We start from the raw sequence: 24537 nt of genomic DNA, 5'->3' as shown, positions 1-24537 counted from the left end.
CTGCGTGGAATCCCTTGCCTAGGTACGAAGAGTATGTAACGCACTCCTTGTGCGTGCCTCCAGTCTCCGCGACCATGGCCAGATGGGGGAAGAAGGCACTTTGGATCGCCGACCGCACACCGATGTGCGTGGGGTGCGCCCCGAGACCGAGCCGATCGGCCACGACACCCCTGCGTGCCAGCTGCGTGACGTGCTCGACCGGGTCGGCGACAAGTGGAGCGTCCTGGTGATGGCGCTGCTCCGGGACGGCCCTCGCCGCTACGCCGAACTCCACCGCGCGATCGACGGGATCTCCCAGCGCATGCTCACCCGCACGTTGCGCGGCCTCGAGCGCGACGGGCTCGTCTCACGGACCGTGACGCCCACGTCACCGCCGCGGGTCGATTACGACCTGACCCCCGTCGGAGAGACGCTCTCGGCACAGGTCGGCACGCTGATCGACTGGGCCGAAGAGCATCGGGGTTACGTCGCCGCCGCGCGCGAACGCTACGACGAGTCCGACGTCTCCCCTCGCACCGGTCAGCCGTGACGGACGGAGCGGGCTCGCGCACCGAGGAAGCTCGGTGTCGCCAGAGCGACCATGTGGAAGCTCGGTGTCGCCGGACCGCGGCGAGTGGCGTGCGTCGACGTCAGTCCGGCGGGCGCGACTCGGTGTCCGGAGGCGACAGCGTGAACGTGTGCTCGGCGGCGTCGCGCACGGCGTCGGAGCCCCACCGCATCGGCAGCGTCCCGCCGGTGCGCCAGAGCTCGGCCTGGTCGCCGTAGTGCTCGTGGTACGGGTGGCCGCTGACGCCGGTCAGGTCGATCCACCGGGACGCGCCCAGGTCGCCGAGGTTCACGATCATCCGCATCGACGGCGCCCACACCGTCTCGTAGCCCTCCACCGTGTCCCAGCCGGTGGCCTGCACGATCGAGGTGCCGCCGCCGACCTCCAGCGGGCCGCGGTTGAACAGCGCCTCCACCGGCCCGATCCCTGAGGTGCCGAAGGTCTGCTCGGTCAGCGTCAGCGCGTGCAGGCGGCCCCACTCCCACTGCGACGCGTCCTTGCCCTGCAGGGCCGTCAGCTCGTTGCGCGCGTCGCGTACCGCCTCGATCAGGATCAGGTCACGGTTCTCGTCGACGCTCTCGGAACGGACGTCGTCCCAGTACGGGTCGTCGGGTCGCTCCAGGAGATTCCGGACGACCTCGAACCAGCGTCCGTCGCCACGCGGCCAGGTGTCCTCGGGCAGCTCGTCGTGGAACGTCAGCTCCAGCAGGTTGCGCCACACCACGTTGAAGTAGGCCGCCGCGGCGGAGTCGGCGTCCATGGCGTGGTCCCAGCCGTCCAGCAGCCGCAGGCCGTCGCCGTAGTAACCGTCCGGCGCGTCCAGCTCGCTCAGGTACGGCACGAGGATGTCGGCCAGCTCGCTGTGCGTGTCCATCTGGATGTCGGTCATGACGTCCGCGGTGATCGGCTCCTCCGCTTCGATGGCCGAGGACAGCAGCTCGTCGATGCGGCCCGCCCGCTGCCCGGCGTCGAAGTCCGCGGTGAGCAGGAACGGGTAACGGTCGCTGGTCACCGGCTGGTTCGCCGTGACGATGTAACCGTCCTGCGGGTTCAGCACACTCGGCAGCTCGTCGAACGGGATGAACCCGGCCCATTCGTGTTCGTCCGTCCAGCCGGGTACCGGGTACCGGCCGTCACCCGAGTCACGCACCGGGATACGCCCGGGCGCCTGGTAACCGATGTTGCCGTTCACGTCGGCGTACACCAGATTCTGCGCCGGCACCTCGAACCAGGACGCGGCGGCGCGGAACGACGCCCAGTCGTGCGCCCGGTTGAGCGCGAACAGGGCGTCGGCGGTCCGGCCCGGGTCCAGGGCGGTCCAGCGCAGCGCCACCGCGTACTCGTTCTCCGCGGGCGGGCGATCGTCGCCCACCGCGCCGGCCATGGCGTCGCCGACGTCGGCGATGCGTTCGTCGTGGTCGGACAGGACGGGGCCGTGTCGGGTGGAGCGGACCGTGATGGTGACGTCGTCACCGCCGGCCACCTCGATGGTCTCTTCGCGGGTCTGCATCGGCTCCCAGCTGTCGCCGACGCGGTAGGTGTCGCCGCGGACCTGCTCGAGGTAGAGGTCGCTGACGTCCGGTCCCAGGTTGGTGAACCCCCAGGCGACGTCCTGGTTGTGCCCGATGACCACGCCCGGCAGGCCGGCGAAGGAGTAGCCCACGACGTCGAACGGGCATTCCGGGCCGACGTCGCGGCAGTGCAGTCCCACCTGGTACCAGGTGGACGGCATCGTCGGGGCGAGGTGCGGGTCGTTCGCCAGCAGCGGAGTGCCGGACTCGGTGTGCGTGCCGCCCACCACCCACGAGTTCGAGCCGATGCCGTCGCCGGCGCCCAGCAGCGCCGGCGCGGAGTCCAGGAACGCCGCCGCGGACTGCAGCGAGTCCACCGACTCGACCGGGACCGGGGAGCCGTCGGCACCGGTGATCGCCTCCGGCGGGCGCGGGTCGACGTCGCGGTCGTCCACGATCGGCTCGCTGATCTCGGCCTGCCCCGGGTAGAGCTGTTCGACGCGGTCGATCGGCAGCTCCGCCGCCAGCAGCGCCCGGGAGATCTCGTCCTGGAGATTGCCGCGCAGATCCCACGCCATCGCCTTCAGCCAGCTCAGCGAGTCGACCGCCGTCCAGTCCTCCGGGGAGTCGTCGCCGCCGGTCAGGCCGAGCAGTGTGTACGCGAGGCCCAGGTCACCACCGGAGTGATGGTCGAGCCAGGCGTTCACACCGTCGGCGTAGGCCTCGAGGTAGCGGCGCGTCTCCGGCTTGATCAGCGGAAGTTCCTGCTCGGCGGTGCGCCGCCACCCCAGGGTGCGCACGAACGTGTCGGTCTCGACCTGGTCCGGGCCGAACAGCTCGGACAGCCGTCCGGCCGTGACGTGGCGGCGGAAGTCCATCTGCCAGAACCGGTCCTGGGCCTGCGCGTATGCCTGGGCCCGGAACAGGTCCTCGGGGGTGTCGGCGTAGATGTGCGGGATGCCGTGCTGGTCGCGGACGATCTCGGCGTCGCCGCTGAGCCGCGGCACCGTCGCCGAACCGTCGTACTCGGGGAACGGCCGGCGCACCGACCAGATGCTCAACACGGTCGCCGCGATCAGCGCCAGAACCAGCAACCCGGCCACGGAGGAGAGTGCGATGACGATCCGGCGCCGAGTCACCGGATCAGGGTAGGCGACGTGACGACTGACGTGGGAAAGCAGGCCTGTCGCCTTTGACGCCAGCAAGAAAGGCTAAAGCCTTGCTCCGTAAACTGAAAGGCCATAGCCTTACGGAATGCCGTACGTGCTGACCGTCGACCAGCGTGGCAGCAGGCGCGGGCGCGATCTGGTGGACGAGGGCATCGCCGTGCTGCGACGCCGGATCCCCGCGCCGACGCTGCCGTTCGAACGGACCGCCGGCGACGAGTTCCAGGGCATGCTCGCCGACGCGGCCGACGCGGTGGACGCGGCCCTCGCGCTGGTCCGCCACGGCTCGTGGAGCGTGGGCCTCGGCGTCGGCCCGGCCGACGAGCCGCTGCCGGCCAGCACCCGCACCGCCCGCGGACCGGCCTTCGTGCACGCGCGCTCGGCGTTGGACGAGGCCAAACAGCGCACGCACCACGTCGCCGTTGTCGGAGCCGACGAGTACGCTCACGACGCCGACGCGGTGCTGTCCTTGCTCGCGGCGGTACTGGCACGACGCACCGACACGGGCTGGGAGGCCGTCGACCTCATGGCTGAGGCACACACGTTCGCCGACGCGGCCGAGCGGCTGGGCGTGAGCCGCCAGGCGGTCGGCCAACGGCTGGCGGTGGCGCTCTGGCAGCAGGAGCGGGACGTGCGCCCGGTCGTCGCCCGGCTGCTCGCCAAGTCCGAACGGGCCGCTGGGCGCACACGATGAACGTCGCCGCGATCATCCTGACGGCCGCCGCGGCGATCGCCGGTGGCGGCTGGTGGCTGCTGACCGAACGCCGCACCGCACTTCCCGGCACCACCCACGTGGTCACCGCCGCGGCCGTGCCCGCGCTGCTGCTGGGCGTCGCCGCACTTGCCGGGCTCGCCGGCGAGGAGGCCGGCGACAACGTCGTGACGCTCGCCAGCGTGACCGCGGTGGTTGCCGCGGCCTCCTGCGGCGGCATCGTCGCGACGGCACTGCTGCGCCTCGCCGACCACAGTGGCCGCGGCGCCGAGCAGGCCGTGGACGACGTCGACGCCACCGGGGCGAGCGCGCCGATCGACACCCGCGCCGCCACGGTCGCCGCGGTGTCCGATCCGCGGACGCTGCGCGGCGGCGCGGCCATCGGCGTCCTCGAACGGGTCGCCGTCACGGCCACCCTGCTGGCCGGCTGGCCGGAGGGTCTGGCGCTGGTCCTGGGCATGAAGGGTCTCGGCCGGTTCCCCGAGCTCAACCGTCCGCCGGCGTCCGAGCGGTTCATCATCGGCACGCTCGGCAGCGTCCTGTGGGCCATAGCCGCCGCGGGGGTCGTCCACGCCCTGCGCACCTGATCCCGCGGGCGTCCACGTGGACAATCCACCCCCGGAGGGCGCATTATTGGCAGTCGAGGGCCCTGAGTGCTAACACGCCGCTCTCACCCGAACCCAGGAGGAACCACGCGTGCCCACGTATCAATACGCCTGCACCGAATGCGGCGAAGAGCTCGAAGCGGTGCAGAGCTTCACCGACGACTCCCTGACCGAATGCCCCGCGTGCAGCGGCCGGCTGCGCAAGGTCTTCTCCGCCGTTGGCGTCGTGTTCAAGGGCTCCGGGTTCTACCGCAACGACAGCCGTGCCGGAAACGGGTCCTCCTCGTCCGGGGACTCGTCCGCGAGCAGTGACGCCTCGTCCTCGAACGGCTCCGGATCGTCCTCGAGCGACTCGTCGAGCGGGTCCTCCGGCGACAGTTCGTCGTCCGGAAGCTCGTCCGGCTCGGACTCGTCGAGCTCGTCCGGTTCGTCGGGGTCATCGGGCTCGTCCGGTTCCGGTTCGTCGGATTCCGGCTCCACCAAGTCGACCGCCGGGTCCTCCGCGGCCTGACGAGCGTCACCCGACGGCCACGGCGGCGGATCCGGCCTGTGGACAACCCCCGGCGAGGGTTCCTCCCGGTCTAGCGTCGTCGGCATGAACGACGTACGCGCCCTCGCTCACCGCCTGGCCGGCACCGCCTCGTGGCACCGTCGCCTGCTCGCCGGCGGACTCGCCGCGGCCGCCGTGGCGCTCGCCGTCGAAGCCGCGTCACCGCCGGCTCCCGATCAGGAGAAGGTCACCGTCGCCGAGCGCGACCTCGCCGGCGGCACGACCATCACCGCGGACGACCTCACGACGGCGAGCATGCCGCCCGACGCGGTTCCTGGCGGGGTGCTGGGCGACGACGCCGTCGGACGCGTGCTCGCAGGTCCGGTGCGCGCCGGCGAGGCGATCACGGACCGGCGTGTTCTGGGACCCGGCCTGCTCCGCGGCTGGGGAAGCGGGCTGGTCGCGACGCCGATCCGGCTCGCCGACCCTGGTGCGGCGGCGTACCTGCGCCACGGCGACCGCATCGACGTGCTCGGCACGGCGCTGAACGGCGCCGGGCGAACCGACGTCGTCGCCTCCGGCGTGCCGGTGCTCGCCCGGGCCACGGGCGACGACGACACCGCCGCTACCGGAGCGCTGCTCATGGTCGCCGCCACGCCCGGCCAGGCCGCCGATCTGGCTGCCGCGGCGGTTTCCTCACGGTTGTCGTTCACCCTCGGCGCGGCGCCGTAGAGACGCCGACGCGATCGCCGGACTTCACGACATCGCAGCGGAGCCCGCGGCCCGTGACGGCGCGCTACCGGCAACGGATTTCGGCTAGGGTGTGGCCCCGGTCGGCATCGAACCGCAGGAGGAGCAGCCGTGCTCAAGGGTTTCCGCGACTTCGTCAGCCGAGGCAGCGTGGTCGAACTGGCCGTCGCCGTCGTCATCGGCGCCGCGTTCACCCAGATCGTCACCGCCGTGGTCGACGGGCTGATCAACCCGCTGGTCGCGGCGATCTTCGGGCAACCGGACCTGACCAGCGTCGGCAACTTCACCATCAACGACGCCGACTTCTCCATCGGGCTGATCCTCGCCGCGGCGTTCAACTTCGTCGTGGTCGCCGCCGCCATCTACTTCGTCATCGTGCTGCCGATCAACCGGATGCGGGAACGCCAGGCCGCGGCCGACGAAGCCGCCCCGGACGAGCCCACCGAGGACGTGCTGCTGCTGCGCGAGATCCGCGACGAACTGCGCCGTCAGCGCCCGGACGCCGAGGTCTGATCCGCTCGGCCGTCACGACCAGTGCGGCGGGCGTTCGGCCAGCAGCCGGTCGTCGTCGGCGTCCTCGGGGTCGCCCCACCCGCGGTGCTGCTCGTCCGACGTGATGTCGGGCAGCACGTCGAACTCGTCGTCGCGCTCCGGTCCGGTCGTCATACCTGAAGTCCTTCCGGCAAGTCCGGTCTAGTCGAGGTCGCCGGCTTCGATCCGTTCCAGCCGGCGCTCACGGACGAGGCTGTCGACGTCGATCTCGGGCACCCCGAACTCGTGCCACAGCGCCGCGAAAACGCCCGTCACGTCGCGCTGGCTGAGGATGCCGACCAGCTCGCCGTTCTCGATGATCGGCAGGTGACGGATCCAGTTCTGCGCCATCAGCCGCGCCGCCTCACGCACCGGCGTGTCGGAGGGGACGGTGATGAGCTCGCGCGTCAGCACGCCCGTGATGGGCTCCGCATCCGGGTCGGCGCCGCGCGCCAGCGCCCGCAGCACGTCACGTTCGGTGATGATGCCGACGATCGAGCCTCCGTCGACGATGACGAGCGAGCCGGTCTGCTGCCGCCACATCGACTCGGCCGCGGTCCGCAACGTTCCGCTGGTCGAGTCGGTCACAGCCGCACTGGTCATGATCTCGGCGACACGCAAGACGATCCGCCCCCTGGTTCTACGCCGATGGAAGACCCCCAGCGTAGAACACGCGAGACCGCCGGTGAGGTGTCTCGGCCAACGTGTCGGACGATCATGACCGAGACCCGGTGCCGGCGGTGGCAACATCTGCTGTCCCCGGGCGGGTGGGCGCTGACGGAGTCCGCGGCGCCAAAGTCGTTGGCCGGCCTTACCTTGGGGATCTGAACGCACTTCAGTGAGAAAAGTGACGCGTCACAGCGCGAAACCGGCGCCATCCGTCGATTTTCTCACCGAGGTGCGCTCACGTCCCCGCCGGACGCACCAGCTGGAATGCTAGAGGACGGGCGCTCCGGCGCGGGCCACCCGCACCGCGTGCCGCAACACGTCGGCGGTACGGGCGTCGTCGACGGCCAACTGCAGCTCCGCGGCGAGCACGTCGACGAGGTCGTCCTCACGCCGTGCGGTGCCCGCGTCCTCGGCCCATCGGGCCAGCGCAGCCAGCTCGCGTCCGGCGTACTCGCTCACCGAGCGGCCCGCGGCCAGCAGCGGCCGCACCGGCTTCGTGCCGGTCGTCGTGCCGTCCGCAGCCGTGTCCTGCCCGGCGCCCGCGTCGTCGTCGGCCGCCGTGTCCGCCGCGTCGCCGGCCGCGCCGGCGGTGGGGTCGGGGTCGTCCCCGGTGTCTCCGGTGTTCTCGGTGTCTCCGGTGTTCTCGGTGTCTCCGGTGTTCTCGGCCTCCGTGTCCGCGGCGTCGGACTCGGCCTCGAACGGGTCCTCCGGCATGCCCGCGACGACGTCCGCCTCGGCCGCAGCCACGGCCCAGTCGTACGCGTCGGCGTCGGAGACCGCCTGCTCGTACGCGGCCACCAGCCGCCGGACCTCGCCCTCGGGGTCCGCGGCCCACGCCGCCGACCACACCCGGTGGACGTTCCAGCCCAGCCGGCGCAACTGCGCCGGGCGCAGCCGCTCACGCTCCCGGGTTCCGCGGCGCGCCGCGTAGGCGGGACCGTCCGTCTCGACCGCCAGCACGAACCGGTCGCTTCGGACGGGGTGGCGTACCGCGACGGCGATGCCGTTCGGGCCGCCGTGGCCCACCACGACCGCTGCGACGCCGGCCTCGCGCAGCCGCTCGGCCACCACGCCGGCGAACGCGTCGGCATCACGCGGCGGCGTCGAATGCGCCTCGACCGCGTCGGGGGCGCCCGGTCCGTCCGGTTCGACGGTGCTCGCGCCGTGCTGGACATAACTGAGGAACCGGCCAAGCGCCTGAGCCCCCGCCGAGGTCAGCCGCCGCGGGCTCAGGTCGTCGGCGCTGAACGTCGCGACCACGGTCATCCGCTCACGCGCGCACGTCGCCGCCGCGGTCAGCCTGCGCTCACCACCGGGGCGGCCCAGGGCGCCGAAGCGGTACAGGATGCGCCCGTCGACGGAGCGTCCGTACCCGAGGCTGAGGATGATCGCGTCCCGGGCGTCCCCGCCGACCTGCTCGACGTTCTTGATGAAGAACGGCTCGGCACGGTCGCCGCGGAGGTAGCCGGCGACCTCGGGCGCGCGGATCAGTGCCCGCCGCAGCGCCGCGTCGAGGCGTTCCGCGTGCCGCGGCCCGAGCGTGACCACGCCCAGACTCTCGTGCGGGCGGGTGCGCACGTGCTCGAGCACCAGCTCGACGACGCGGTCGACCTCGGCCGTAGCGCTGTCGACGGGGTCGTCCGCGTCCGGCGCGGCATCGACCACATCCATGACCAGGCGGCCCTGGCCGCCGACGCCGGGGACCGTCGTCAGCCGGCCCGCGTAGGTGGAGTGCGCGGCGAAGCCCACCAGCCGGTGGTCGCGGACCCGGTACTGCCCGGTCAGGAACCGCTCCGGCAGCACCCCGCGGAGCAGGTCGACCACCGACGCCGGCGGATCCTGGCCCCACGGCCCCTCGTGCTCGTCCGGGTCGGGCGCCGGCTCGACCGCCGTGGTGAACGGCGGGCGCGCCACCTCGTCGTCGCCCATGAGCACCAGCCGCTCGGCCCGCGCGATGGACGGCACCGCCTCGGCGACCGCGAGCCGCCCGGCGTCCTCGATGACGACCACGTCGAACAGCTGCCGCGGCGGCAGTGCGTCAGCGACCGTCAACGGGGACGCGACCCAGCACGGCACGGCCGACAGCGCCACCTCGGGCGCCTGCTCGACAAGTTCGCGCGGTGTCGGCGGCAGCGAGTCGGCGCTCGACTCGGTGAGCACGGCCGCCTGCCCCTCGTACTCCTCCGCGACGGCGGCGAAGTGGCGGTGCCGGCCGTGCAGCACCCGGCGCGCCGCGCTGCGCTGGTCGTCGATGTCGAACGCACAGAACTCCGACACCCGGTCCTCGAACCGCCGCCGATCGAACCAGGTGAGCACGGCGTCGGTGCGGCTCCAGTAGTCGAGCAGGGAGCGGTACCACGTGTAGTCGAAGATCTCTTCGATGTGTTTGGGCTCGACGTCGCGGCTGCGCAGCTCGGCCAGCAGGTCGTCGAGCCCCGCGGCGGAGAGCTCGGCCTGCAGCTCGTAGATGCGCGGCATCGACCGCAGGTTCTGCTCGTCGGCGATGAGATCGTCCAGCCTCGCCGCCGCCTCGCCGACCGGAAGCTCGGCGAGGTCCCCGGCACGCGGGTGCGCCTGCGCGAGCGTGGCCAGCTCGGCGCGGACGGCGGCGGCCGCCTCGACGGCCGCGGGCAGGTGCGGGCCGGTGCGCGGCGCCTTGCCGTCGCGTGAGCGTGCCTGCCAGGTGGCGAGCTGCTCGCGCGCGGCCAGGAGCTGGCGGTGCACCTGGGCGCGGTCCTGCCGCCCGATGGGTCCGGTGGTCTCGGCCAGCCGCTTGCGCAGCCGGCGCCGGGCGAGGAACCCGACGGTGGTGTCGCTCTCGGCGCGATACATCCGGTCGCCCGTGGCCACGGCGAGCTCGGCGAGCGGCTCGTCCCAGATCCGCGCGCCCAGGGCCTCGACGGTTCCGGACACGGAACCGAGAAGGTCGACGACCTCGAGGCACTCGGCCACCGTGTTCGGCCCGGCCAGCCCGACCTCGACGGCCGAGCGGGTCGCGGAGTCACGCAGACTCGGCAGCACGTGCTCGCGCAGGCCGGTCACGGTGGTCATCAGATCGTCGGCCGCCTGCACGGACGGCACGTCGACGCCGTACCAGGCGGACGTGTCGCGGTCGAGCCGCAGCCCACCGAGGTCGGCGAACTCACGCAGCCGCGCCCGCACGGTGTCTGTGCTGTCGGCCTCGGCGAGCACCTCCGGCGTGACCCGGGCGGTGCTGCGTCGTTCCTCCGGAGCGGTCGCGACATGGACCATGGCGTCGTACGCCGACGTGCCGGACGGACGGCGGACACGGTGGATCGCGTCGCGGTAGGCGTCCAGGTCGGCCGCGGCCACGTCGGCACGGCCCCCGGCGTCGGCGTCGTCGGCCGCGGGGGTCTGGCGGGCCAGCTGCCGCGCCGTCTCGCCGATCTGCTCGACCGCGGCCGCCGGAGCGGTCCGGTCGAAGTCCAGGACCACGTCTCGCAGTCCCGCGGTGTCCAGCCGGTCGACCAGGCTGTCCAGCGTGGTGCGCTTCTGCCCGACGACGAGCACCCGCTGCCCGCGCCCCACGAGCTCGGAGACGACGGCCGCGACCGTCTGGGTCCGCCCGGTTCCCGGTGCGGCCTCCACCCGCAGGTGCCCCCCGCCCGCGGCCACCGAGACGATGGTGTCCTGCTCGGCATCGGTGTCGAAGACCCGGAACCGCTGCTCGGCGGCGGCGCCGGGCCGCGCCACCGAGTTCAGCGCCGGAGGGTCGCCGGCGAGCGCGGCCACCGCCTCGTGGCTGTACAGGTCGCCGCCGCTCGCGGAGAGATCACGCGAGAGGGTCAGCGGCGCCGTGCTGAACGTCGCCAGCACGGCGCGGTGCGCGATCGAGAACCCGTCCACGACGTGCGGCGGCGCGAACTCGCGCAGCCGCTCGACCACCGTGGCGTAGCGCAGCCGTCCGGCCGGGTCGCGCAGGTCGTCGGCGTCGAACCGGAGGCCGAGCTGGGTGTCCAGGGCGTGCAGCAGGACCGGATTGACGAACGGGTCGTCGGCGACGGTGACCGAGAAGTCGGTCTCGGCGGGGTCGCGAGCCGTGACCATCGCCGACCGGAGCACGACAGGGGCGCTCGGGCGACGGGCCGCGAACGGGTTCGCCCAAGTGGCGACGCCGACCGCCAGGTAGCAGACCGGGAGGCCGCGTTCCTCCGCCAGCTCCCGCGCCTTGTCCCGGATGGCGCGCACCGATCGCAGCGCCGTGCTGCGCAGCGGCTCGTACGGGAAGAGCTTGGAGACCAGGACCCGTTCGCCCGCAAGCAGGGCCTTCCGGGCCTCCGCCTCGGCCGCGGCGAGATCGAGCGTGCCCACCTTGAGGTCGCGATACGACAGCAACGGATCGCGCCCGCCCAGCGCGGACACGTCGGCACTCCACTGGTCGACGGCGCGGCTCACCAGCTCCGCACGCGTCGGAGCCGGGTCGGCGGCGTCGGCTCGCGCCGCACTCACGGGCGATCGGGGGTCGGGGCCGGATACCTCACGGGGCAGAGGTTAGTGCGGAGCCGCCCGGATGCTGTGCAGACAGGCCGAATGGGTCGAACACGGGGGCATCCGAGTCGCGCCGGGCGGCCCGGCACGCCGCTGCCGGGACCCATGTCCGTCCACATCGTGATCATGACGGTTTACAGTGTCGCGGTCATCGAACGCAGGACGACGCCGGCACGCTGGACGGCGACTCGACGAGACGAGAGGCGCACGAGTGAGACTGCTGGAGGAGATGCCCTCGACCGCCGCCCACCGGCGGCCGGCCCGCCGCCCCGGGCAGACCCTGGCGGCGTTGTCGGCGTTCCTGGTCACCGCCACCGCGGGCGGGGTTGTGCTGGTCACCTCCGGCGACGGGGACGACCTGACGCTGGAGGACTGGATCGCCTCGGTCAGCAGCGTGTGCGCGAGAGTCGCCGAGGAACACCCGGTGATGACCGAGGACACCGCGGCGCGCACCCATGTCGGCAACGTCTCGGCCGTCGGTGCCGCGACACGGGCGCTGGCCTCGGCCGTGCGCGACCTTCCGGTGCCGAACAGCGACTCCGCCGTCACCGGCGCGGTCATCGCCGGCGACCGGGCGCAGGACGCATGGGACACACTGGCCGGCTCCGCCACGGTCGGTTCCGGTGAGCTGACCGAGGCGGCGGAACTCACCGCCGCGTTCGTCGCCGAGGTGAACAGCGCCGGCGCCGACTGCACGTCGCTGAGCTGACCGCCGTCGATGTGGACCGCGATCGAAACATGATCAGCGGTATCATCGGCAGCATGACGTCCGTCGTGTTCGCGTGGTGGCCGCCGCTACAGGCGGCCTGAGCGAACACGTCCTCACCGGTCGCCGCGTCGGCGGCCGGTCAGCAGTGACAGGTCCGTGGCACGCGGCGGCCCGACCTCCGGAGCACTGCCACCATGACCGTCACCACGACTTCGACCTCCCTGCTCGCCGACGACGACGCCGTCACAGCGGCCCCGAGCCGTCACCGCGTCCTCACCGGCGACCGCCCGACGGGCCCGCTGCATCTCGGGCACTACTTCGGGACGCTGCGCAACCGCGTCCGTCTGCAACGCCTCGGCGTCGACACCTTCCTCGTCGTCGCCGACTACCAGGTCATCACCGACCGGGCCGCACCGGGCGAGATCGCCGCGAACGTGCACGAGGTCGTCCTCGACAACCTCGCGGCCGGCATCGACCCACGGCGCACGACGATCTTCGCGCACAGCGCCGTGCCCGCCCTCAACCAGCTCATGCTGCCGTTCCTGGCGCTGACGACGGTCGCGGAACTACGCCGCAACCCCACCGTCAAGGACGAAGCCGCGAGCGCCGGCGTCTCCTCCCTGAGCGGCCTGCTGCTCACGTACCCGGTGCACCAGGCGGCGGACATCCTGTTCTGCCACGGCACGCTGGTGCCGGTCGGGCAGGACCAGCTGCCGCACGTGGAACAGACCCGTCAGATCGCGCGCCGGTTCAACGACAGCCACGGCGGTGAGCAGCCGGTGTTCACCGAGCCGCAGGCGCTGCTCTCGCCCGCGCCCAGGCTGCTGGGCATCGACGGAACCAAGATGAGCAAGAGCCGCGGGAACGCGATCGACCTGCGAGCGTCCGAGGACGACACGGCCCGGCTCGTCCGCCGCGCGGTCACCGACGACGAGCGGGTCATCACCTACGACCCGCAGACCCGTCCCGGCGTGTCGTCCCTGGTGCTGACCGCGGCGCTGGCCACCGGGCAGACGCCGGAGTCCGTCGCCGAAGGTATCGGGCCCCAAGGCTCCTCCGCGCTCAAGGCGCTGGTCACCGAGGCCGTGAACGAGGAGCTGCGTCCGGTGCGCGCCCGCCGCGCCGAGTACGCCGCCGAGCCGGGCCTGGTCGAACGGGTCCTGCTCGCCGGCGCGGAACGCGCGAACGCCGAGGCCGACCGAACTCTGCAGCGCGTCCACACCGCGTTGGGTATGAAGTACTGAGACCATCACCACGGGGCGGATCGGAGACGGCGATGGCGTACGACACCACGGGCGGACTGACACTGGACATGGCGACGGAGGTGCTGGCCGCGCAGCCGTTCAGCTCGCTGCTCGGCGCGCAACTGACGACGTTCGGCCGCGGCGAGGCCACCCTGGAGCTGGACGTCCGCGACGACCTGCTGCAGCAGAACGGCTACCTGCACGGCGGGGTGCTGGCGTACGCGGCCGACAACTCGATCACGTTCGCCGGTGGCAGCTCGCTGGGCCCGTCGGTGCTGACCAGCGGCCTGACGATCAGCTACCTGCGGCCGGCGCAGGGCAACCGGCTGCGTGCTCGTGCCCAGGTGATCCACGCCTCGCGCCGGCAGGCCACGTGCCGCTGTGACCTGCAGATCCTGGATGACGACGGAGTGCCCACCCTGTGCGCCGCCGCGCAGGGCACCATCATCGCCTCCGGCAACTCGGGCCACTCGGCGGCGCACTGATGGTCCGGCGCGAGCCAGGTGGTCACCTCCGACGGGCCAGGTGTCCGTCGAACCGGTAACCTGGTCCGGCGCGCCCGCCCTCGTAGCTCAGGGGATAGAGCATCCGCCTCCTAAGCGGAGTGTCGCAGGTTCGAATCCTGCCGAGGGCACCACCTGCGAAACGTGGTCATGATGGCGTCGCGATCGGGAAGATGCCCACGACGTCGGCGCGGCGACGGATCTCGCGATTGAGCCGTTCGTTCGGCCTACTGCCCGTCGCCGGCCGCATAGCCGATCAGCTACCGAGGCTCGTCGCAGGCGGTCTGGGACACATCGAGGAGCTGCAGCATCGCGGGAAGCAAGTCGCTCGTCAACGGATCTGAGGTGTCCCCGTCGATCGCGCCCTCCAACGCGAGGATTGTGTATCCATGTACAAGTGACCACACTGCGTGGCTCGATACCCGCGCCGGGTTCGCACCGTCCGGTAGCTGCGCATCCTGGCCGCGCAGGCCACGGTCCAGGGCGCGCAGCGCCCGGTGCTTCTGCTCGATCAGATCTGGATCATTGAAATCGAACTGGGACGTGCGCCACATGAGGTCGAACAGCGCGCGGTTGTCCCGGGCGAACGCGACGTATTCGGCCGAGAGTGCCGCGATCCGCTCCCGCACGTCGCGTCCGACGAGCTCCACCGCCTCCACCTGGTCGCAGAGCCTGCGGTAGGCACGCGTGGCAAGCGCGCCGAGCAGCCCGCGGGTATCGCCGAAGTGGTGCTTGGGAGCGGATTGCGACACTCCAGCCCGCCGTGCGGCCTCGCGCATGCTGAACCCGGCGACTCCCTTCTCGCAGAGCACCTCGAGCGCGCTGTCCAGTAGTGCCGCGCGCAGATTGCCGTGGTGGTAGCGGTCGGCCGACGCAGGCTCTGTGGTTGCCATCAGGATCTCATCTTGACAGTGAGCAGACCGGCTGTAAACTGCTCAGCGTCAAGATTCGAGTCGATAGTGAGGTGGGTATGGTGGACAGGGTCTTGGTCACGGGCGTTTCCGGGTTCATCGGCGGTCACATCGCGGCGGAGCTGCTGCGGCGCGGATATGCGGTGCGCGGGTCGGTGAGGTCGCAGACGCGGGCCGCCGAGGTGCGCGCCGCTGTGACAGCGGCAGGCGCGGACGACACGTTGCTGGAGATCCGGCAGCTCGATCTGCTGTCGGACGAGGGATGGGCGGCTGCGGCCGCGGGCTGCCGGTTCGTGCTGCACGTCGCTTCCCCATTCGTCACGACGAAGCCGAAGGATCCGGATGACCTGATCCGACCCGCCGTGGCGGGCACGACGCGGGCAGTTGACGCGGCGCTCGACGCAGGCGTGGATCGCGTGGTCGTCACCTCGTCTCTGGCGGCGGTGCAGTACGCCCCGGCGAGCAGCGATCACATCTTCACGGCATCCGACTGGACCCCGCCCGATCGCCGCGACCTCGGTGCCTACGTGACGTCGAAGGCGCGGGCCGAGCGTGCGGCGTGGGACATCGCCGACCGTCGCGGCGCGCGCGACCGGCTCGCCGTCATCAACCCGGGCACGGTCATCGGGCCCCTCCTCTCCGACGATCCGGGCACATCGGTCTCGGCGATCCAGCAGATCATGGCCGGAGCGCTGCCGATGGTCCCGGACCTGCGGCTTCCGTGGGTACACGTACGAGACACAGCCGATGCGCACATCGCGGCGATGACTTCAGAAACGGCGGGTGCGACACGCACGATCGTCGCGACCGACCCGTCCTCGCTCATCGATGCCGCCGCGGTGCTCCGCGAGCGGCTGCCCGAGGAGAGCAAAAAGATCCCCAAGCGGGCCATGCCGACCTGGCTTACCTGGCTCGCGAGCGTGTTCGAACCCCAGCTGCGCGACAACCGATGGCTGATCGGCTCGGCACAGCGTTTCGACCACACGCCCGTCGAGGCGCTTCTGGCCCGGCCGCTCCGCTCGATCCCCGACACGATCGAGGAGACCGGACGCAGCCTCGCCCAGCGCCAACTCATTTGAGGCCGGGCTGGAAGCCACGACAGATGCGAACCAGCCCGGCCTCACATGCATCCGAAGACCCGCAGCTCACGACGCGATCCCCTTATTGTAGATGCTGTACGAGCCACGCCGAGGGCACCACCGCACATCCCCGGATGGTCAGGCAGTTCTCCACTCGCAACTCGCATGCGGACGGAGCGCGGACACGTTCGCGGCCCGTCAGTCGAGATCGAACTCGTTGCCCTCGATGTCCTGCATCACGATGCACGACTCGTTGTCGTCATCTGCGGGCAGTAGCCGCACACGTACCGCGCCGAGCGCGACCAGCCGAGCGCACTCGGCCTCGAGCGCGGCGAGGCGCTCTTCGCCCACGAGCCCGGTGCCGACCCGCACGTCGAGATGCACCCGGTTCTTGACGGTCTTGCCTTCGGGAACGCGCTGGAAGAACAGCCGCGGGCTTACCCCTGAGGGATCAACGCAGGCGAACGCCGAACCCCGGTCCTCCGCCGGCAGCGAGCGATTGAAATCGTCCCAGGTAGCGAACCCGTCCGGAGGCGGCGGTACGACGTACCCCAACACCTCGCACCAGAACCGAGCGACGCGCTCAGGTTCCGCGCAGTCGAAGGTGACTTGGAACTGCTTGACCGACGCCATCGGTCGACCATAACCGCGCGGGCTGGTCACCGAGACACCGGATGCCATCGCCCTCGGGCCGTGGCGTCGCGGGACATGACACGCCCTAGCGGGGCAACTGCTCGAGCACACCGTCCAGCGACGCCGGGACCCGGTCGAGATCGACCGCCTCGGCCAGCAGCCGGCCGTACCGGATCTTGCGCCCCGCCCGGGTCCCGATGAACCGTCGCAGCTGGTCGTGGGTGTTCCGGCCGCGGTGCGCGGGCTGGTTCTGCAACACGCGGAACGACGACAGTTCGCCTTCGTCGGCGACGAGCTCCAGCACCGTGGCCACACCGACGGCGCGGATCAGCTCGTCCTCGAGGTCCCGCACGCAGACGAAGAAGCCGAGGGCTTCGAGCTCGCCTCGCGTGCTGACGTCGCCGAGCCCCGCCGACGCCAGCCCGTTGCGGAAGAACCGCTCCTCGGCCTCGTCGTACAGCCCGGCCACCTCGAGGCCGCGGCCCGCCGGGCCGAAGTGTCGCAGGTAGTGTCCGACGTTGGTGGCACCGCCCATGGCCACGACCGCGACGCCGTCGCCGGCGAGGTCCCGGCCGCGTCGTGCGGCGAGGCTTTCGAGCGCGGATCGATCGCTCTCGCCCTCGACGAGCACCACGGTCGTGACAGCCAGATCGATATCCACGGTCTGCTCCGGGACGTTGATGTTCCGGGGTCCAGCCTCTCACCACCGCTACCCGTGGCCAGCCGTCGGCGGGCGTCGTCTGCACGCGGTATGTATACGTCGAGTGACGGAGACGCATTGTCGATTGCCGACGGACGCAACGGCCCTGCGCGGCCGCGACGATGATGCGATCCGTGACTGCCGGTCCGGCGGCTGCGCAAGACGACGCGGGAGGAGCAAGACCATGGATGACCAGCCAGCGCAGAACGGATTCGACAGGGCCGCAGCCGTCACTCGCTCGCTGCTCGGCTACGGAGTGCTCGCCGGCGCCGTCTACCTCGTCGTCGGTGTCACGCTCGGTCTGACCCGGGACGGATTCGACTTCTCACAGCATGCGCTGAGTCTGCTGATGCTCGGCGACTTCGGATGGATCCAGCGGGTGAACATCATCGTGGTGGGGCTGATGGTCATCGCCGCGGCGATCGGTTTCGCGCGTGCCCTGGCCGGGTCGGCCGTCGCATCACGAGCTGCCGGGCTGGTCGGCGGCTACGGCGGCTGTCTGATCGCGAGCGGGGTCTTCCCGCCCGACCCGACGGCCGGCTTTCCCGAGGGCGCGTCGAGCGACGGCACGGTGAGCGGGGTGCTGCACCTCGCGTTCGGTGCGATCGGATTCGTGGCCCTCGCCGTCGCCGCCGTCGTCGTGGGCGGCTGGTGTGCGCGTCGCGGCGAGACGCGCTGGACGCGCTACTCGTACACGAGCGCGGTGGTGATCGTCGTCGGCTTCGTGGCAGGGGCCGCGCTGGCCACCGAGACCGCGGGCGTCGTCGCTCTCTGGGTTGCCGTCGTCGCCGGGTGGGCGTGGCTGGCCGCGTTGTCCGTCCACCTGTACCGAATCATTCCGCATCCCGACGCCCATCGCCGTCAGTCGACGTAGACCCGTCGCCACCACGGACACCTGCTCACGTACCGTAAAGCTCCAGCTCGGGAATTGGAGGAACCGTGCCACGGGTCGAGCTCTCCGCAGGCGGCATCGATTACCAGGACACCGGCGGCGACGGTCCGGTTCTGGTGTTCACTCACGGGTTCCCGATGAACGGGAGCCAGTGGCGCAAGGTCGTACCTCGGCTGGCCGGGTACCGGTGCGTACTGCCCACGCTGCCGCTCGGTGCGCACCGCACACCGATGAAACCGGACGCCGACCTGACGCAGCGCGGTATCGCCCTGCTGCTCGGGGAGTTCCTGGAGGCGCTGGATCTCACCGATGTCACACTGGTGATGAACGACTGGGGCGGCGCACAGTTCCTCGTGACCGAGGGCGAGGCCGGCCGAGTCGCCCGGATGGCCATGGTGGCCTGCGAGGCCTTCGACAACTTCCCGCCCGCACCCGCACGGCCGTTGACAGGGGTGGCGAAGGTCCCCGGCGGCGTCTGGCTGCTGATGCAGCTGTTCCGCCTGCGGTTCTTCCGGCACGACAAGAGGGCCTACGGCGGGCTGACGCGGCACGGCATCCCCGACGAGGTGCTCGACGACTGGTTCGCCCCCGCGACTGCCAGTAGGCGGATCCGCCGCGACCTTGCCAAATTCGCCACCTCCGCGCCGCCCCGCGAGGTGCTGCTGGAGTGGAGCGAGCGGCTGCGCGACTTCGACCGGCCCGTACTCGTGGTCTGGGCCACCGACGACATGATGATGCCGCCTGAGCACGGTGAGAAACTCACTGAGCTGCTGCCGAACGCCCAGCTCGTGGAGATCGCGGACTCGGGCACGCTGATCCCGGAGGACCAACCCGAGGAACTCGTCCGGGTACTGACGGCGTTCCTGGCCCAGAACGGCGCGGAACCGGTGCGGCCGTAGCACTCACCCGGCGGCGAGCCGGGACGCGGCCCATTCCGCGTCGGCCGAACCGACCCCGGTCCAGATCTCCCCGGCCGCCTGCCAGTGTCGCCGTGCCTCGGCACGGTCGCCCAGCCCGTCGAGCGCGTCGCCGATCCCGAGCTCGGCGCGCGCCTGCTGGTACGGCAGACCTACTGCCTCGGCCGAAGCGAGCGCGGCGCGAAACTCGGTGGACGCGGGCCCGTGCGAACCGTCGAGCCGGTACAGCTCGCCGAGTGTGATCCGGACGTCGGGTTCCATCGTGCGCTCGTTCGTCCGCTCGGTGATGGCGAGACAGCGGTGCGCATGGCCGTAAGCGTCCTCGGGGCGGCCGAGGTGCCAGTACACGCGCGCCAATGGGGACAGGTAGGCCAGCAGCAGGTTCGTCCCCTCCTCGAGGCCGATCGCCCACGCGCGCTCGAGGTGCTGGCGCGCTTCGTCATGGCGGCCGAGCCGCTCGCAGGCGAAGCCGGCCATCGTCTCCGCATCGCCGATAAGCCGACGGTCGCGCCCGACGGCGTTGTTCAGCGCCTCGGCGGCGGCCACCAGCGCCCGCTCGGGCTCACCGAGGTAGAGCCGGGCCTGACCGAGGTACGTCAGGGCCGCACTCTCCCAGAATCGGCCGCGGTCACCGAGCCCGCGTGCGAGCTCGAGTGACCGGTTCAGGTAGTCCAGCGCCTCGGTGTACCGGCCGAGCCAGGTACAGGTCACACCCACGTTGTCCAGCTGCAGCATCTGCTGGATGTCCGTTCCACCACGGCGGTAACAACGGTAGGCGCGATGCATGTGCTCATAGGCGTCGGACAGCCACCCGATGCGGCGGTAGGTTGCCCCGAGGAACCGGTGAGCGTCGGCCTCGGCCACCGCATCGTCCTGCTGCTGTGCCGCATCCAGTGCCGCACCGTAGATCACCAGCGCCTGGTCGTGGTGTCCCTCGTTCTTGAGGTGGCTGCGCAGGCTCTTGGCCATGTCGATCGGCACCGACGACCGCCCGGTGTCGGCAGCATGCCGGGCCACCATCGCCAGGTTGGTCCGCTCGCCCGCGAGCCAGTCCGGATCGTCGCGCACGGCGCGAGCCGCGGACACGGCATAGTGGTCGCACAACCGGTCCAGCGCCGCGCCACGCTCCGCCGCGTCGTCGACGCACCGGCACCTGTCCAGAGCGTAGGCACGCAGCAGGTCGTGCATCCGGTAGCGGCCCGCCACCTCGTCGAGCAGGTGCGCCCGGAGCAGAGCACGAAGCCGGGAACGAGTAGCCGTCGGATCCGCGCCGAACAGCGCTGAGCAGGCACGAAGGCCGAGGTCGTAGCCGGGGTGCAGTCCGAGCAGCCGGAACGCACGCGCGACGTCTGGCGGCAGTCTCCGGTAGGACCAGGAAAAGACCGTACGGACCGCGGTTGCCTCGTCCCCGCCGGCGTCCAGGACGTCCAGTGCGGACCGTTGGTCCGCGAACTCGGCGGCGAGCTCGGCGATCGGCCGGTCGGGGTGCGCGTTCATCAGTTCGCCCGCGATCCGCACCGCGAGGGGTAGGCAGTCGCATCGGTCGATGAGCTCGGACGCCGCATCCGGCTCGGCCCGGACCCGGGGCCCAACCAGCTGCTCGAGCAGCGCGAGCGCATCCACCCGGGACAGTCGGTCGAGCAGGATCCGGTGCGCGCCGTCTCGCGCGACCAGGCCGACCAACGAGTCTCGGCTGGTGACGAGGACCCGACAGGTCGCCCCGCCCGGAAGCAGTGGACGCACGTGCTCGGCGTCGGCGGCGTTGTCGAGCACGATCAGCATCTGTTTCCCGCTGACGAGGGTCCGGAACTGCGCGGCTCGTTCGCCGGTCTCTGCCGGGATCGATGCGCCGCCGACCCCGAGAGCACGGAGGAACCCGGCCAGGGCATCGCCGGAGGGCCGGGGTGGTTCCGGGCCGAACCCGTGCAGGTCTACATAGAGCTGCCCGTCGGGGAAGCGCTCCCGAACCCGGTGCGCCCACTCCAGAGCGAGCGCTGTCTTGCCGACGCCGCCGGTGCCGGAGATGGTCGCGACCGTCAGCTGGGTCCGGCCGTCGAGTGGATCCCGGAGCAGACGGTCGAGGGTGACGAGCGGTCCACCACGACCCGTGAAGCCCGACACGGCACCCGGGAGCTGCCGTGGCACCGGAAGCGACGGCTGCTCACCCGTCGGCTCGACCGGCTCGCCGGCGAGGATCCGCCGCTCGACGTCGCGTAGCTCAGGACCCGGTTCCTGGCCGAGCTCCTCGACGAGAACGTGACGGGCCCGACGATAGGCGGCGAGCGCGTCGCCCTGGCGTCCGCTGCGGTACAGGGCCGTCATCAGTAGCGCGTGCAGCCGTTCGTGCAGGGGGTGCCGGCGGACCTCCTCGACGAGTTCACCTACGACGGCGGAGTGCCGTCCACGGGTCAGTTCGGCGTCGTACAGGTCGGTCAGGCCGCCGAGCCGCCGTTCGGTGAGCCGTTGCGCCTCGACGGCCAGCGCTGGCACGTCGAGTCCGGTGTACGGTTCGCCGCGCCAGAGGTCCGCCGCCGCCCGTATCCGCTCGACGGCCCGCGCCGGATCGGTCGCGAGCAGCGCGTGGCCCTCGTCGAGCAGCACCTCGAAGCGCTCGACGTCGAGCTCACCAGGACGGACCCGAAGCCGGTAGCCGCCGGGTTCGGCGGTGAGCCGACCTGGGTCAGGCAGTTTGCGACGGAGCCGGTGGACACCAAGGTAGAGGTTGGCCTCGGCCCGGTCACCGGGACGCGCGCCCCACAGCGCGTCGGTGAGCGCGTCGCGCGACACGACCGCGTCGGCGTGAAACAACAGCACGCCGAGCAGGGTCCGCTGCAGCCGGCCGGACACCCTGATGTCGTCCCCGGCGTGCCGGACGACCAGCGGACCGAGTACCGCGAACTCCACGTCTCCAGTGTGGCCCACCTCCTTTCGGACTACGCGATGGCCGACACTGCCCCGAGGGTCAGGTACACGCCACCCGTGGCCCTTCGCAGGTGGTGCTGGGCGCGGGGCGATGAACGCAGTCGTTCGGAGAGCCGACTGGCGAGGACGGCGTAGCCACTGTCGACCAGGGCGGCCAATCCGACGAACAGCGCGCCCAGGCCGGCGAACTGCGGCGCCGCCGCCTTCGAGGGATCGACGAACTGCGGCAGGAACGCCAGGAAGAACAACGCGGTCTTGGGGTTCAACAGGTCGATGAGCACCCCGTCGAGATACGTCCGCAACGGACCCGCGTCGTAGGCCGCCGCGCTCCCTCGGAGGAGCGCATCGCGTGTCTTGCGGAACTCCCGGCTCGCCAGCCAGATCAGGTAACCGCCGCCGGCGACCCTGGTCGCGGTGAGTGCGGCTTCGGAGGATGCGAGGAGGGTGGCCAGCCCGACCGTCGCGGCCAGCACGTGGAGTGAGGCGCCAGTCTCGAGGCCGAGTACGGAACACAGCCCGGCACGACGCCCCTGCTCGATACTGCGTGCGACCACGTACACTACGGACGGGCCGGGAACGGCGAGCGTCACGAGCGATGCGCCGACGAACGCGAGCAGCATCGGCGTACTCGGCAGGAGCGCGGTCATGCCGTGGCGGCGGCACGCGGGTCCGCGATGGCGGCCAGTACGTCGTGACGAGACGCACCGGAGCCGGTCGTGAATCCGTCCGATGCGGCGAGCACCGTCCTGACGCGTTCCCGGATCCGGGGATCGCCGTATACCTCACGCGGAGTGACGGTCATGCTGATGAGCGACATCAGGGCGCGGAACACGGTCGGGTCCAGCATCGCCGCCGCCCGCAGCTGTCCTGGCTCGACCCGCTCGCCGAACTCCGGCGTCAGTGCCGGCGGTTCCCCGGCCAGCGCACGCCGCATGTCGCAGACGCGGGTGGAGTCCACGTGCAACTGCTCGACGAACCAGGGCGTGACGTGCTCCGCCGTCGACGCCGCCATCGCCCGGGCCTGCTCTTCGGGGTCGTCCGGATACTGCCCGAGTGCCGTGGCCAGGTCGGTCGCGCCCTGCAACGCCATGGACAGGCCGCGCCCGAGCGTCGGGTTCGTCGTACACATCGCATCCCCGATGGCGTGGAGCCCGAGCACCACCGGCCTTCCGTCCACGACCAGGTGCGTGAGGGTGTCGTGTAAGCCGCCCATGGTGTGCACCGGCGTGATCGGATCCGCGACGGCCAGCCATGGACGCAAGCCGGGAACCGTACGCAGCGCGGCGTCGTGCGCGTCCGGGCGCCGCAGCGCGCGCAACGGCGCATCCGCCAGCAGGGGGCACAGCACGGTGCTCAGCACACCGTTGTCCGCGGTCACCGCCCCGAACGTGAAGTGCGGCAGCGGCGCGATGACCGAGATCCGGCTCGGCGCGGGCCGGGGCGCGTCGCCGCGCAACCGGTAGTGTCGCGAGTGGTACGCGATCCCGCACGGGGCGGCCGTGCGCTCCGGACGGCGAGCTCCCTCCGCGACGAGCCACTCCCCGACCGATGACCGGCGACCCGACGCATCGATGACGACATCGGCGCGACGCTCGCCCGCCTCGGTGCGCACTCCGACCACGCGCCGAGGATCGCCGTCGCTCACGACGAGTCCTGTCACCGGCGTACGCCCGACCAGTCGGACCCCCTGCTGCTCCGCCGAGGCGCCCCGTAGCACCCAGTCGAACGTGGAGCGCCGGATCTGTAGTGCGGTCAGCTCCTCGTCCCCGGGGTGCCGCGACCGGTCGGTCAGCGTCGGAGGCATCCGGTCGGTCACCGGCGACTCGACGGCCCCGGCCCGCAGGAGCCCGGCGTACACGTCGGGCAGCCGCTCGAGCAGCAGGCTGCGGGCCAGTGGCATCACCTGGTGCAGATGCACGAGGTGGGGCGCGGTCCGTCGAAACGATGTCGCCGCGGCAGTCTCCACGTCCACTGCGGGTTCCAGGTCGTCCCGGTCGATCACGTCCACCCGGTGACCGTCCCGGGCAAGAAGAAGCGCCGCTGCCAAACCTGCGGCGCTGCCTCCGATGACGACGATTCGCATGCCGGTGACTCGCTCACATCGTCGCGTCGGTGTCGGATTGCGCGGAACTGCGTGGTGTCGTCATCACTGTCTCCCGTGGGCGCATCGGATGACGCCACAGTCGCGGAGAGATCTTTCTTCTTCCTTTCATCACGCCGTACGCGCTCCGACCGTGGCCGACCGGCGGTTCGATCCGGCTCAGGGAGGCCACGCCACACCGGCATCAGGAGTGCCCGGGCGCTCCGTCCAGCCGAGCGACGTGGTGATCGAGGAAGAGACGGGAGACGAGTTCGCCACGCGATCCGGTACCCGACTTGGTGAAGATCGCCTTCAGGTGGTCCTGCACGGTGTACGCGGACAGGTGCAGCCTGTCCGCGATCTCGGCCGTGCTCAGCCCTCGCGCCACCAGCGCGGTGATGGCCCGCTCCCGCTCGGTGAAGCCGTAGGCGCCGGCGATCGTCGCGGCGAGCATGAG

The 24537-nt window shown here is 71.4% G+C and carries 23 protein-coding genes, 1 tRNA gene and 1 pseudogene; 13 read left to right on the top strand and 12 right to left on the bottom strand.

Annotation, left to right across the window (positions count from 1 at the left end; genetic code table 11):
• Window positions 1–133: 133 nt before the first annotated feature.
• Window positions 134–529 (top strand): winged helix-turn-helix transcriptional regulator, encoded by a 396-nt coding sequence (locus tag CLV30_RS08645; RefSeq protein WP_240723305.1) that lies wholly within the window; start codon window positions 134–136, stop codon window positions 527–529.
• A 100-nt stretch (window positions 530–629) separates the two neighbouring features.
• On the opposite strand, the gene CLV30_RS08640 is transcribed toward CLV30_RS08645, so the two are convergent.
• Window positions 630–3197, bottom strand: coding sequence for a penicillin acylase family protein (locus CLV30_RS08640; RefSeq protein ID WP_106536810.1), 2568 nt, complete (start codon window positions 3195–3197; stop codon window positions 630–632).
• Between the two features lie 115 nt (window positions 3198–3312).
• Here CLV30_RS08640 and CLV30_RS08635 point away from each other — a divergent pair, with 115 nt between their 5' ends.
• The 5 genes from CLV30_RS08635 (at window position 3313) to mscL (ending at window position 6294) form a co-directional block, all read left to right on the top strand.
• Window positions 3313–3918: a hypothetical protein gene (locus CLV30_RS08635; RefSeq protein ID WP_106536809.1), complete on the top strand. Its 606-nt coding sequence runs from the start codon at window positions 3313–3315 to the stop codon at window positions 3916–3918.
• Complete coding sequence (locus tag CLV30_RS26345; protein ID WP_165358614.1) at window positions 3915–4523, top strand: hypothetical protein; 609 nt, start codon at window positions 3915–3917, stop codon at window positions 4521–4523. The genes CLV30_RS08635 and CLV30_RS26345 overlap by 4 nt, the downstream gene beginning before the upstream one ends.
• A 109-nt stretch (window positions 4524–4632) precedes the next feature.
• The gene (locus CLV30_RS27800) at window positions 4633–5052 is read left to right on the top strand and encodes an FmdB family zinc ribbon protein (RefSeq protein WP_106536807.1); all 420 of its coding nucleotides are present in this window, start codon (window positions 4633–4635) and stop codon (window positions 5050–5052) included.
• Window positions 5053–5136: 84 nt separating this feature from the next.
• The gene (locus CLV30_RS08615) at window positions 5137–5763 is read left to right on the top strand and encodes an SAF domain-containing protein (RefSeq protein ID WP_106536806.1); all 627 of its coding nucleotides are present in this window, start codon (window positions 5137–5139) and stop codon (window positions 5761–5763) included.
• Window positions 5764–5892: 129 nt separating this feature from the next.
• Complete coding sequence (gene mscL / locus CLV30_RS08610) at window positions 5893–6294, top strand: large conductance mechanosensitive channel protein MscL (RefSeq protein ID WP_106536805.1); 402 nt, start codon at window positions 5893–5895, stop codon at window positions 6292–6294.
• A gap of 12 nt (window positions 6295–6306) precedes the next feature.
• On the opposite strand, the gene CLV30_RS26340 is transcribed toward mscL, so the two are convergent.
• The 3 genes from CLV30_RS26340 to CLV30_RS08600 form a co-directional block, all read right to left on the bottom strand.
• Window positions 6307–6447, bottom strand: coding sequence for a hypothetical protein (locus CLV30_RS26340; RefSeq protein ID WP_165358615.1), 141 nt, complete (start codon window positions 6445–6447; stop codon window positions 6307–6309).
• A gap of 27 nt (window positions 6448–6474) precedes the next feature.
• On the bottom strand, window positions 6475–6915 hold the full coding sequence (locus tag CLV30_RS08605; RefSeq protein ID WP_276320004.1) for a CBS domain-containing protein: 441 nt from the start codon (window positions 6913–6915) through the stop codon (window positions 6475–6477).
• A gap of 333 nt (window positions 6916–7248) precedes the next feature.
• Entirely contained in the window at window positions 7249–11451 is a 4203-nt protein-coding gene (locus CLV30_RS08600) for a DUF4011 domain-containing protein (protein WP_106536803.1), read from the bottom strand.
• 250 nt (window positions 11452–11701) lie between these two features.
• Between CLV30_RS08600 and CLV30_RS08595 the strand changes: the two genes are divergently transcribed.
• From CLV30_RS08595 to CLV30_RS08580, 4 genes are all read left to right on the top strand, one after another.
• Window positions 11702–12199, top strand: a complete 498-nt coding sequence (locus tag CLV30_RS08595) for a hypothetical protein (protein ID WP_106536802.1) — start codon at window positions 11702–11704, stop codon at window positions 12197–12199.
• Between the two features lie 194 nt (window positions 12200–12393).
• Entirely contained in the window at window positions 12394–13443 is a 1050-nt protein-coding gene (gene trpS, locus CLV30_RS08590; RefSeq protein ID WP_106536801.1) for a tryptophan--tRNA ligase, read from the top strand.
• Window positions 13444–13475: 32 nt separating this feature from the next.
• Window positions 13476–13928 carry a PaaI family thioesterase gene (locus CLV30_RS08585; protein WP_106536800.1) on the top strand — a complete coding sequence of 151 codons (453 nt, stop codon included), beginning with the start codon at window positions 13476–13478 and terminating at the stop codon, window positions 13926–13928.
• Between the two features lie 76 nt (window positions 13929–14004).
• Window positions 14005–14080, top strand: a tRNA-Arg gene (locus CLV30_RS08580).
• Between the two features lie 23 nt (window positions 14081–14103).
• Here CLV30_RS08580 and CLV30_RS27795 read toward each other — a convergent pair.
• A pseudogene (locus CLV30_RS27795) lies at window positions 14104–14175 on the bottom strand (transposase); the annotation flags it as partial.
• A gap of 31 nt (window positions 14176–14206) precedes the next feature.
• Entirely contained in the window at window positions 14207–14839 is a 633-nt protein-coding gene (locus tag CLV30_RS08570) for a TetR/AcrR family transcriptional regulator (RefSeq protein WP_106536798.1), read from the bottom strand.
• A gap of 77 nt (window positions 14840–14916) precedes the next feature.
• Here CLV30_RS08570 and CLV30_RS08565 point away from each other — a divergent pair, with 77 nt between their 5' ends.
• A complete protein-coding gene (locus tag CLV30_RS08565) occupies window positions 14917–15936 on the top strand; it encodes an NAD-dependent epimerase/dehydratase family protein (RefSeq protein ID WP_106536797.1) in 1020 nt (339 codons plus the stop codon).
• Window positions 15937–16134: 198 nt separating this feature from the next.
• Here the strand turns inward: CLV30_RS08565 and CLV30_RS08560 are convergent, their stop codons facing one another.
• Window positions 16135–16569 carry a VOC family protein gene (locus CLV30_RS08560; RefSeq protein ID WP_106536796.1) on the bottom strand — a complete coding sequence of 145 codons (435 nt, stop codon included), beginning with the start codon at window positions 16567–16569 and terminating at the stop codon, window positions 16135–16137.
• A gap of 85 nt (window positions 16570–16654) precedes the next feature.
• Window positions 16655–17230, bottom strand: coding sequence for a TOPRIM nucleotidyl transferase/hydrolase domain-containing protein (locus CLV30_RS08555; RefSeq protein ID WP_205740823.1), 576 nt, complete (start codon window positions 17228–17230; stop codon window positions 16655–16657).
• A gap of 223 nt (window positions 17231–17453) precedes the next feature.
• Between CLV30_RS08555 and CLV30_RS08550 the strand changes: the two genes are divergently transcribed.
• Window positions 17454–18143, top strand: coding sequence for a DUF998 domain-containing protein (locus CLV30_RS08550; protein WP_106536795.1), 690 nt, complete (start codon window positions 17454–17456; stop codon window positions 18141–18143).
• Between the two features lie 65 nt (window positions 18144–18208).
• Window positions 18209–19060 (top strand): alpha/beta fold hydrolase, encoded by an 852-nt coding sequence (locus tag CLV30_RS08545; RefSeq protein WP_106536794.1) that lies wholly within the window; start codon window positions 18209–18211, stop codon window positions 19058–19060.
• A 3-nt stretch (window positions 19061–19063) separates the two neighbouring features.
• On the opposite strand, the gene CLV30_RS08540 is transcribed toward CLV30_RS08545, so the two are convergent.
• The 4 genes from CLV30_RS08540 to CLV30_RS08530 all read right to left on the bottom strand — a co-directional run bounded on the left by CLV30_RS08540 (window position 19064) and on the right by CLV30_RS08530 (window position 24534).
• Window positions 19064–21982: an AfsR/SARP family transcriptional regulator gene (locus CLV30_RS08540; protein WP_165358617.1), complete on the bottom strand. Its 2919-nt coding sequence runs from the start codon at window positions 21980–21982 to the stop codon at window positions 19064–19066.
• 29 nt (window positions 21983–22011) lie between these two features.
• Window positions 22012–22647 carry a LysE family translocator gene (locus CLV30_RS26335; RefSeq protein ID WP_165358618.1) on the bottom strand — a complete coding sequence of 212 codons (636 nt, stop codon included), beginning with the start codon at window positions 22645–22647 and terminating at the stop codon, window positions 22012–22014.
• Window positions 22644–24083, bottom strand: a complete 1440-nt coding sequence (locus CLV30_RS08535) for an NAD(P)/FAD-dependent oxidoreductase (protein WP_106536792.1) — start codon at window positions 24081–24083, stop codon at window positions 22644–22646. Before CLV30_RS08535 ends, CLV30_RS26335 begins: the two co-directional genes overlap by 4 nt.
• Window positions 24084–24285: 202 nt before the next feature.
• Window positions 24286–24534 carry a helix-turn-helix domain-containing protein gene (locus tag CLV30_RS08530; RefSeq protein WP_106537009.1) on the bottom strand — a complete coding sequence of 83 codons (249 nt, stop codon included), beginning with the start codon at window positions 24532–24534 and terminating at the stop codon, window positions 24286–24288.
• Window positions 24535–24537: the final 3 nt, after the last annotated feature.

This window comes from Haloactinopolyspora alba (assembly GCF_003014555.1).
Classification (GTDB): Bacteria; Actinomycetota; Actinomycetes; order Jiangellales; family Jiangellaceae; genus Haloactinopolyspora; species Haloactinopolyspora alba.
This window is presented reverse-complemented; position numbering and strand designations above follow the sequence as displayed.

Excerpts from the sequence above, each read along its gene's own strand:
- CLV30_RS08615 (WP_106536806.1), top strand. The coding sequence starts at position 5,137 with ATGAACGACGTACGCGCCCTCGCTCACCGCCTGGCCGGCACCGCCTCG.
- CLV30_RS26335 (WP_165358618.1), bottom strand. The coding sequence starts at position 22,647 with ATGACCGCGCTCCTGCCGAGTACGCCGATGCTGCTCGCGTTCGTCGGC.
- CLV30_RS08565 (WP_106536797.1), top strand. The coding sequence starts at position 14,917 with ATGGTGGACAGGGTCTTGGTCACGGGCGTTTCCGGGTTCATCGGCGGT.
- CLV30_RS08530 (WP_106537009.1), bottom strand. The coding sequence starts at position 24,534 with ATGCTCGCCGCGACGATCGCCGGCGCCTACGGCTTCACCGAGCGGGAG.
- trpS (WP_106536801.1), top strand. The coding sequence starts at position 12,394 with ATGACCGTCACCACGACTTCGACCTCCCTGCTCGCCGACGACGACGCC.
- CLV30_RS08560 (WP_106536796.1), bottom strand. The coding sequence starts at position 16,569 with ATGGCGTCGGTCAAGCAGTTCCAAGTCACCTTCGACTGCGCGGAACCT.
- CLV30_RS08635 (WP_106536809.1), top strand. The coding sequence starts at position 3,313 with ATGCCGTACGTGCTGACCGTCGACCAGCGTGGCAGCAGGCGCGGGCGC.
- CLV30_RS08570 (WP_106536798.1), bottom strand. The coding sequence starts at position 14,839 with ATGGCAACCACAGAGCCTGCGTCGGCCGACCGCTACCACCACGGCAAT.
- CLV30_RS08605 (WP_276320004.1), bottom strand. The coding sequence starts at position 6,915 with ATGACCAGTGCGGCTGTGACCGACTCGACCAGCGGAACGTTGCGGACC.
- CLV30_RS26345 (WP_165358614.1), top strand. The coding sequence starts at position 3,915 with ATGAACGTCGCCGCGATCATCCTGACGGCCGCCGCGGCGATCGCCGGT.
- CLV30_RS08585 (WP_106536800.1), top strand. The coding sequence starts at position 13,476 with ATGGCGTACGACACCACGGGCGGACTGACACTGGACATGGCGACGGAG.
- CLV30_RS26340 (WP_165358615.1), bottom strand. The coding sequence starts at position 6,447 with ATGACGACCGGACCGGAGCGCGACGACGAGTTCGACGTGCTGCCCGAC.
- CLV30_RS08550 (WP_106536795.1), top strand. The coding sequence starts at position 17,454 with ATGGATGACCAGCCAGCGCAGAACGGATTCGACAGGGCCGCAGCCGTC.
- CLV30_RS08535 (WP_106536792.1), bottom strand. The coding sequence starts at position 24,083 with ATGCGAATCGTCGTCATCGGAGGCAGCGCCGCAGGTTTGGCAGCGGCG.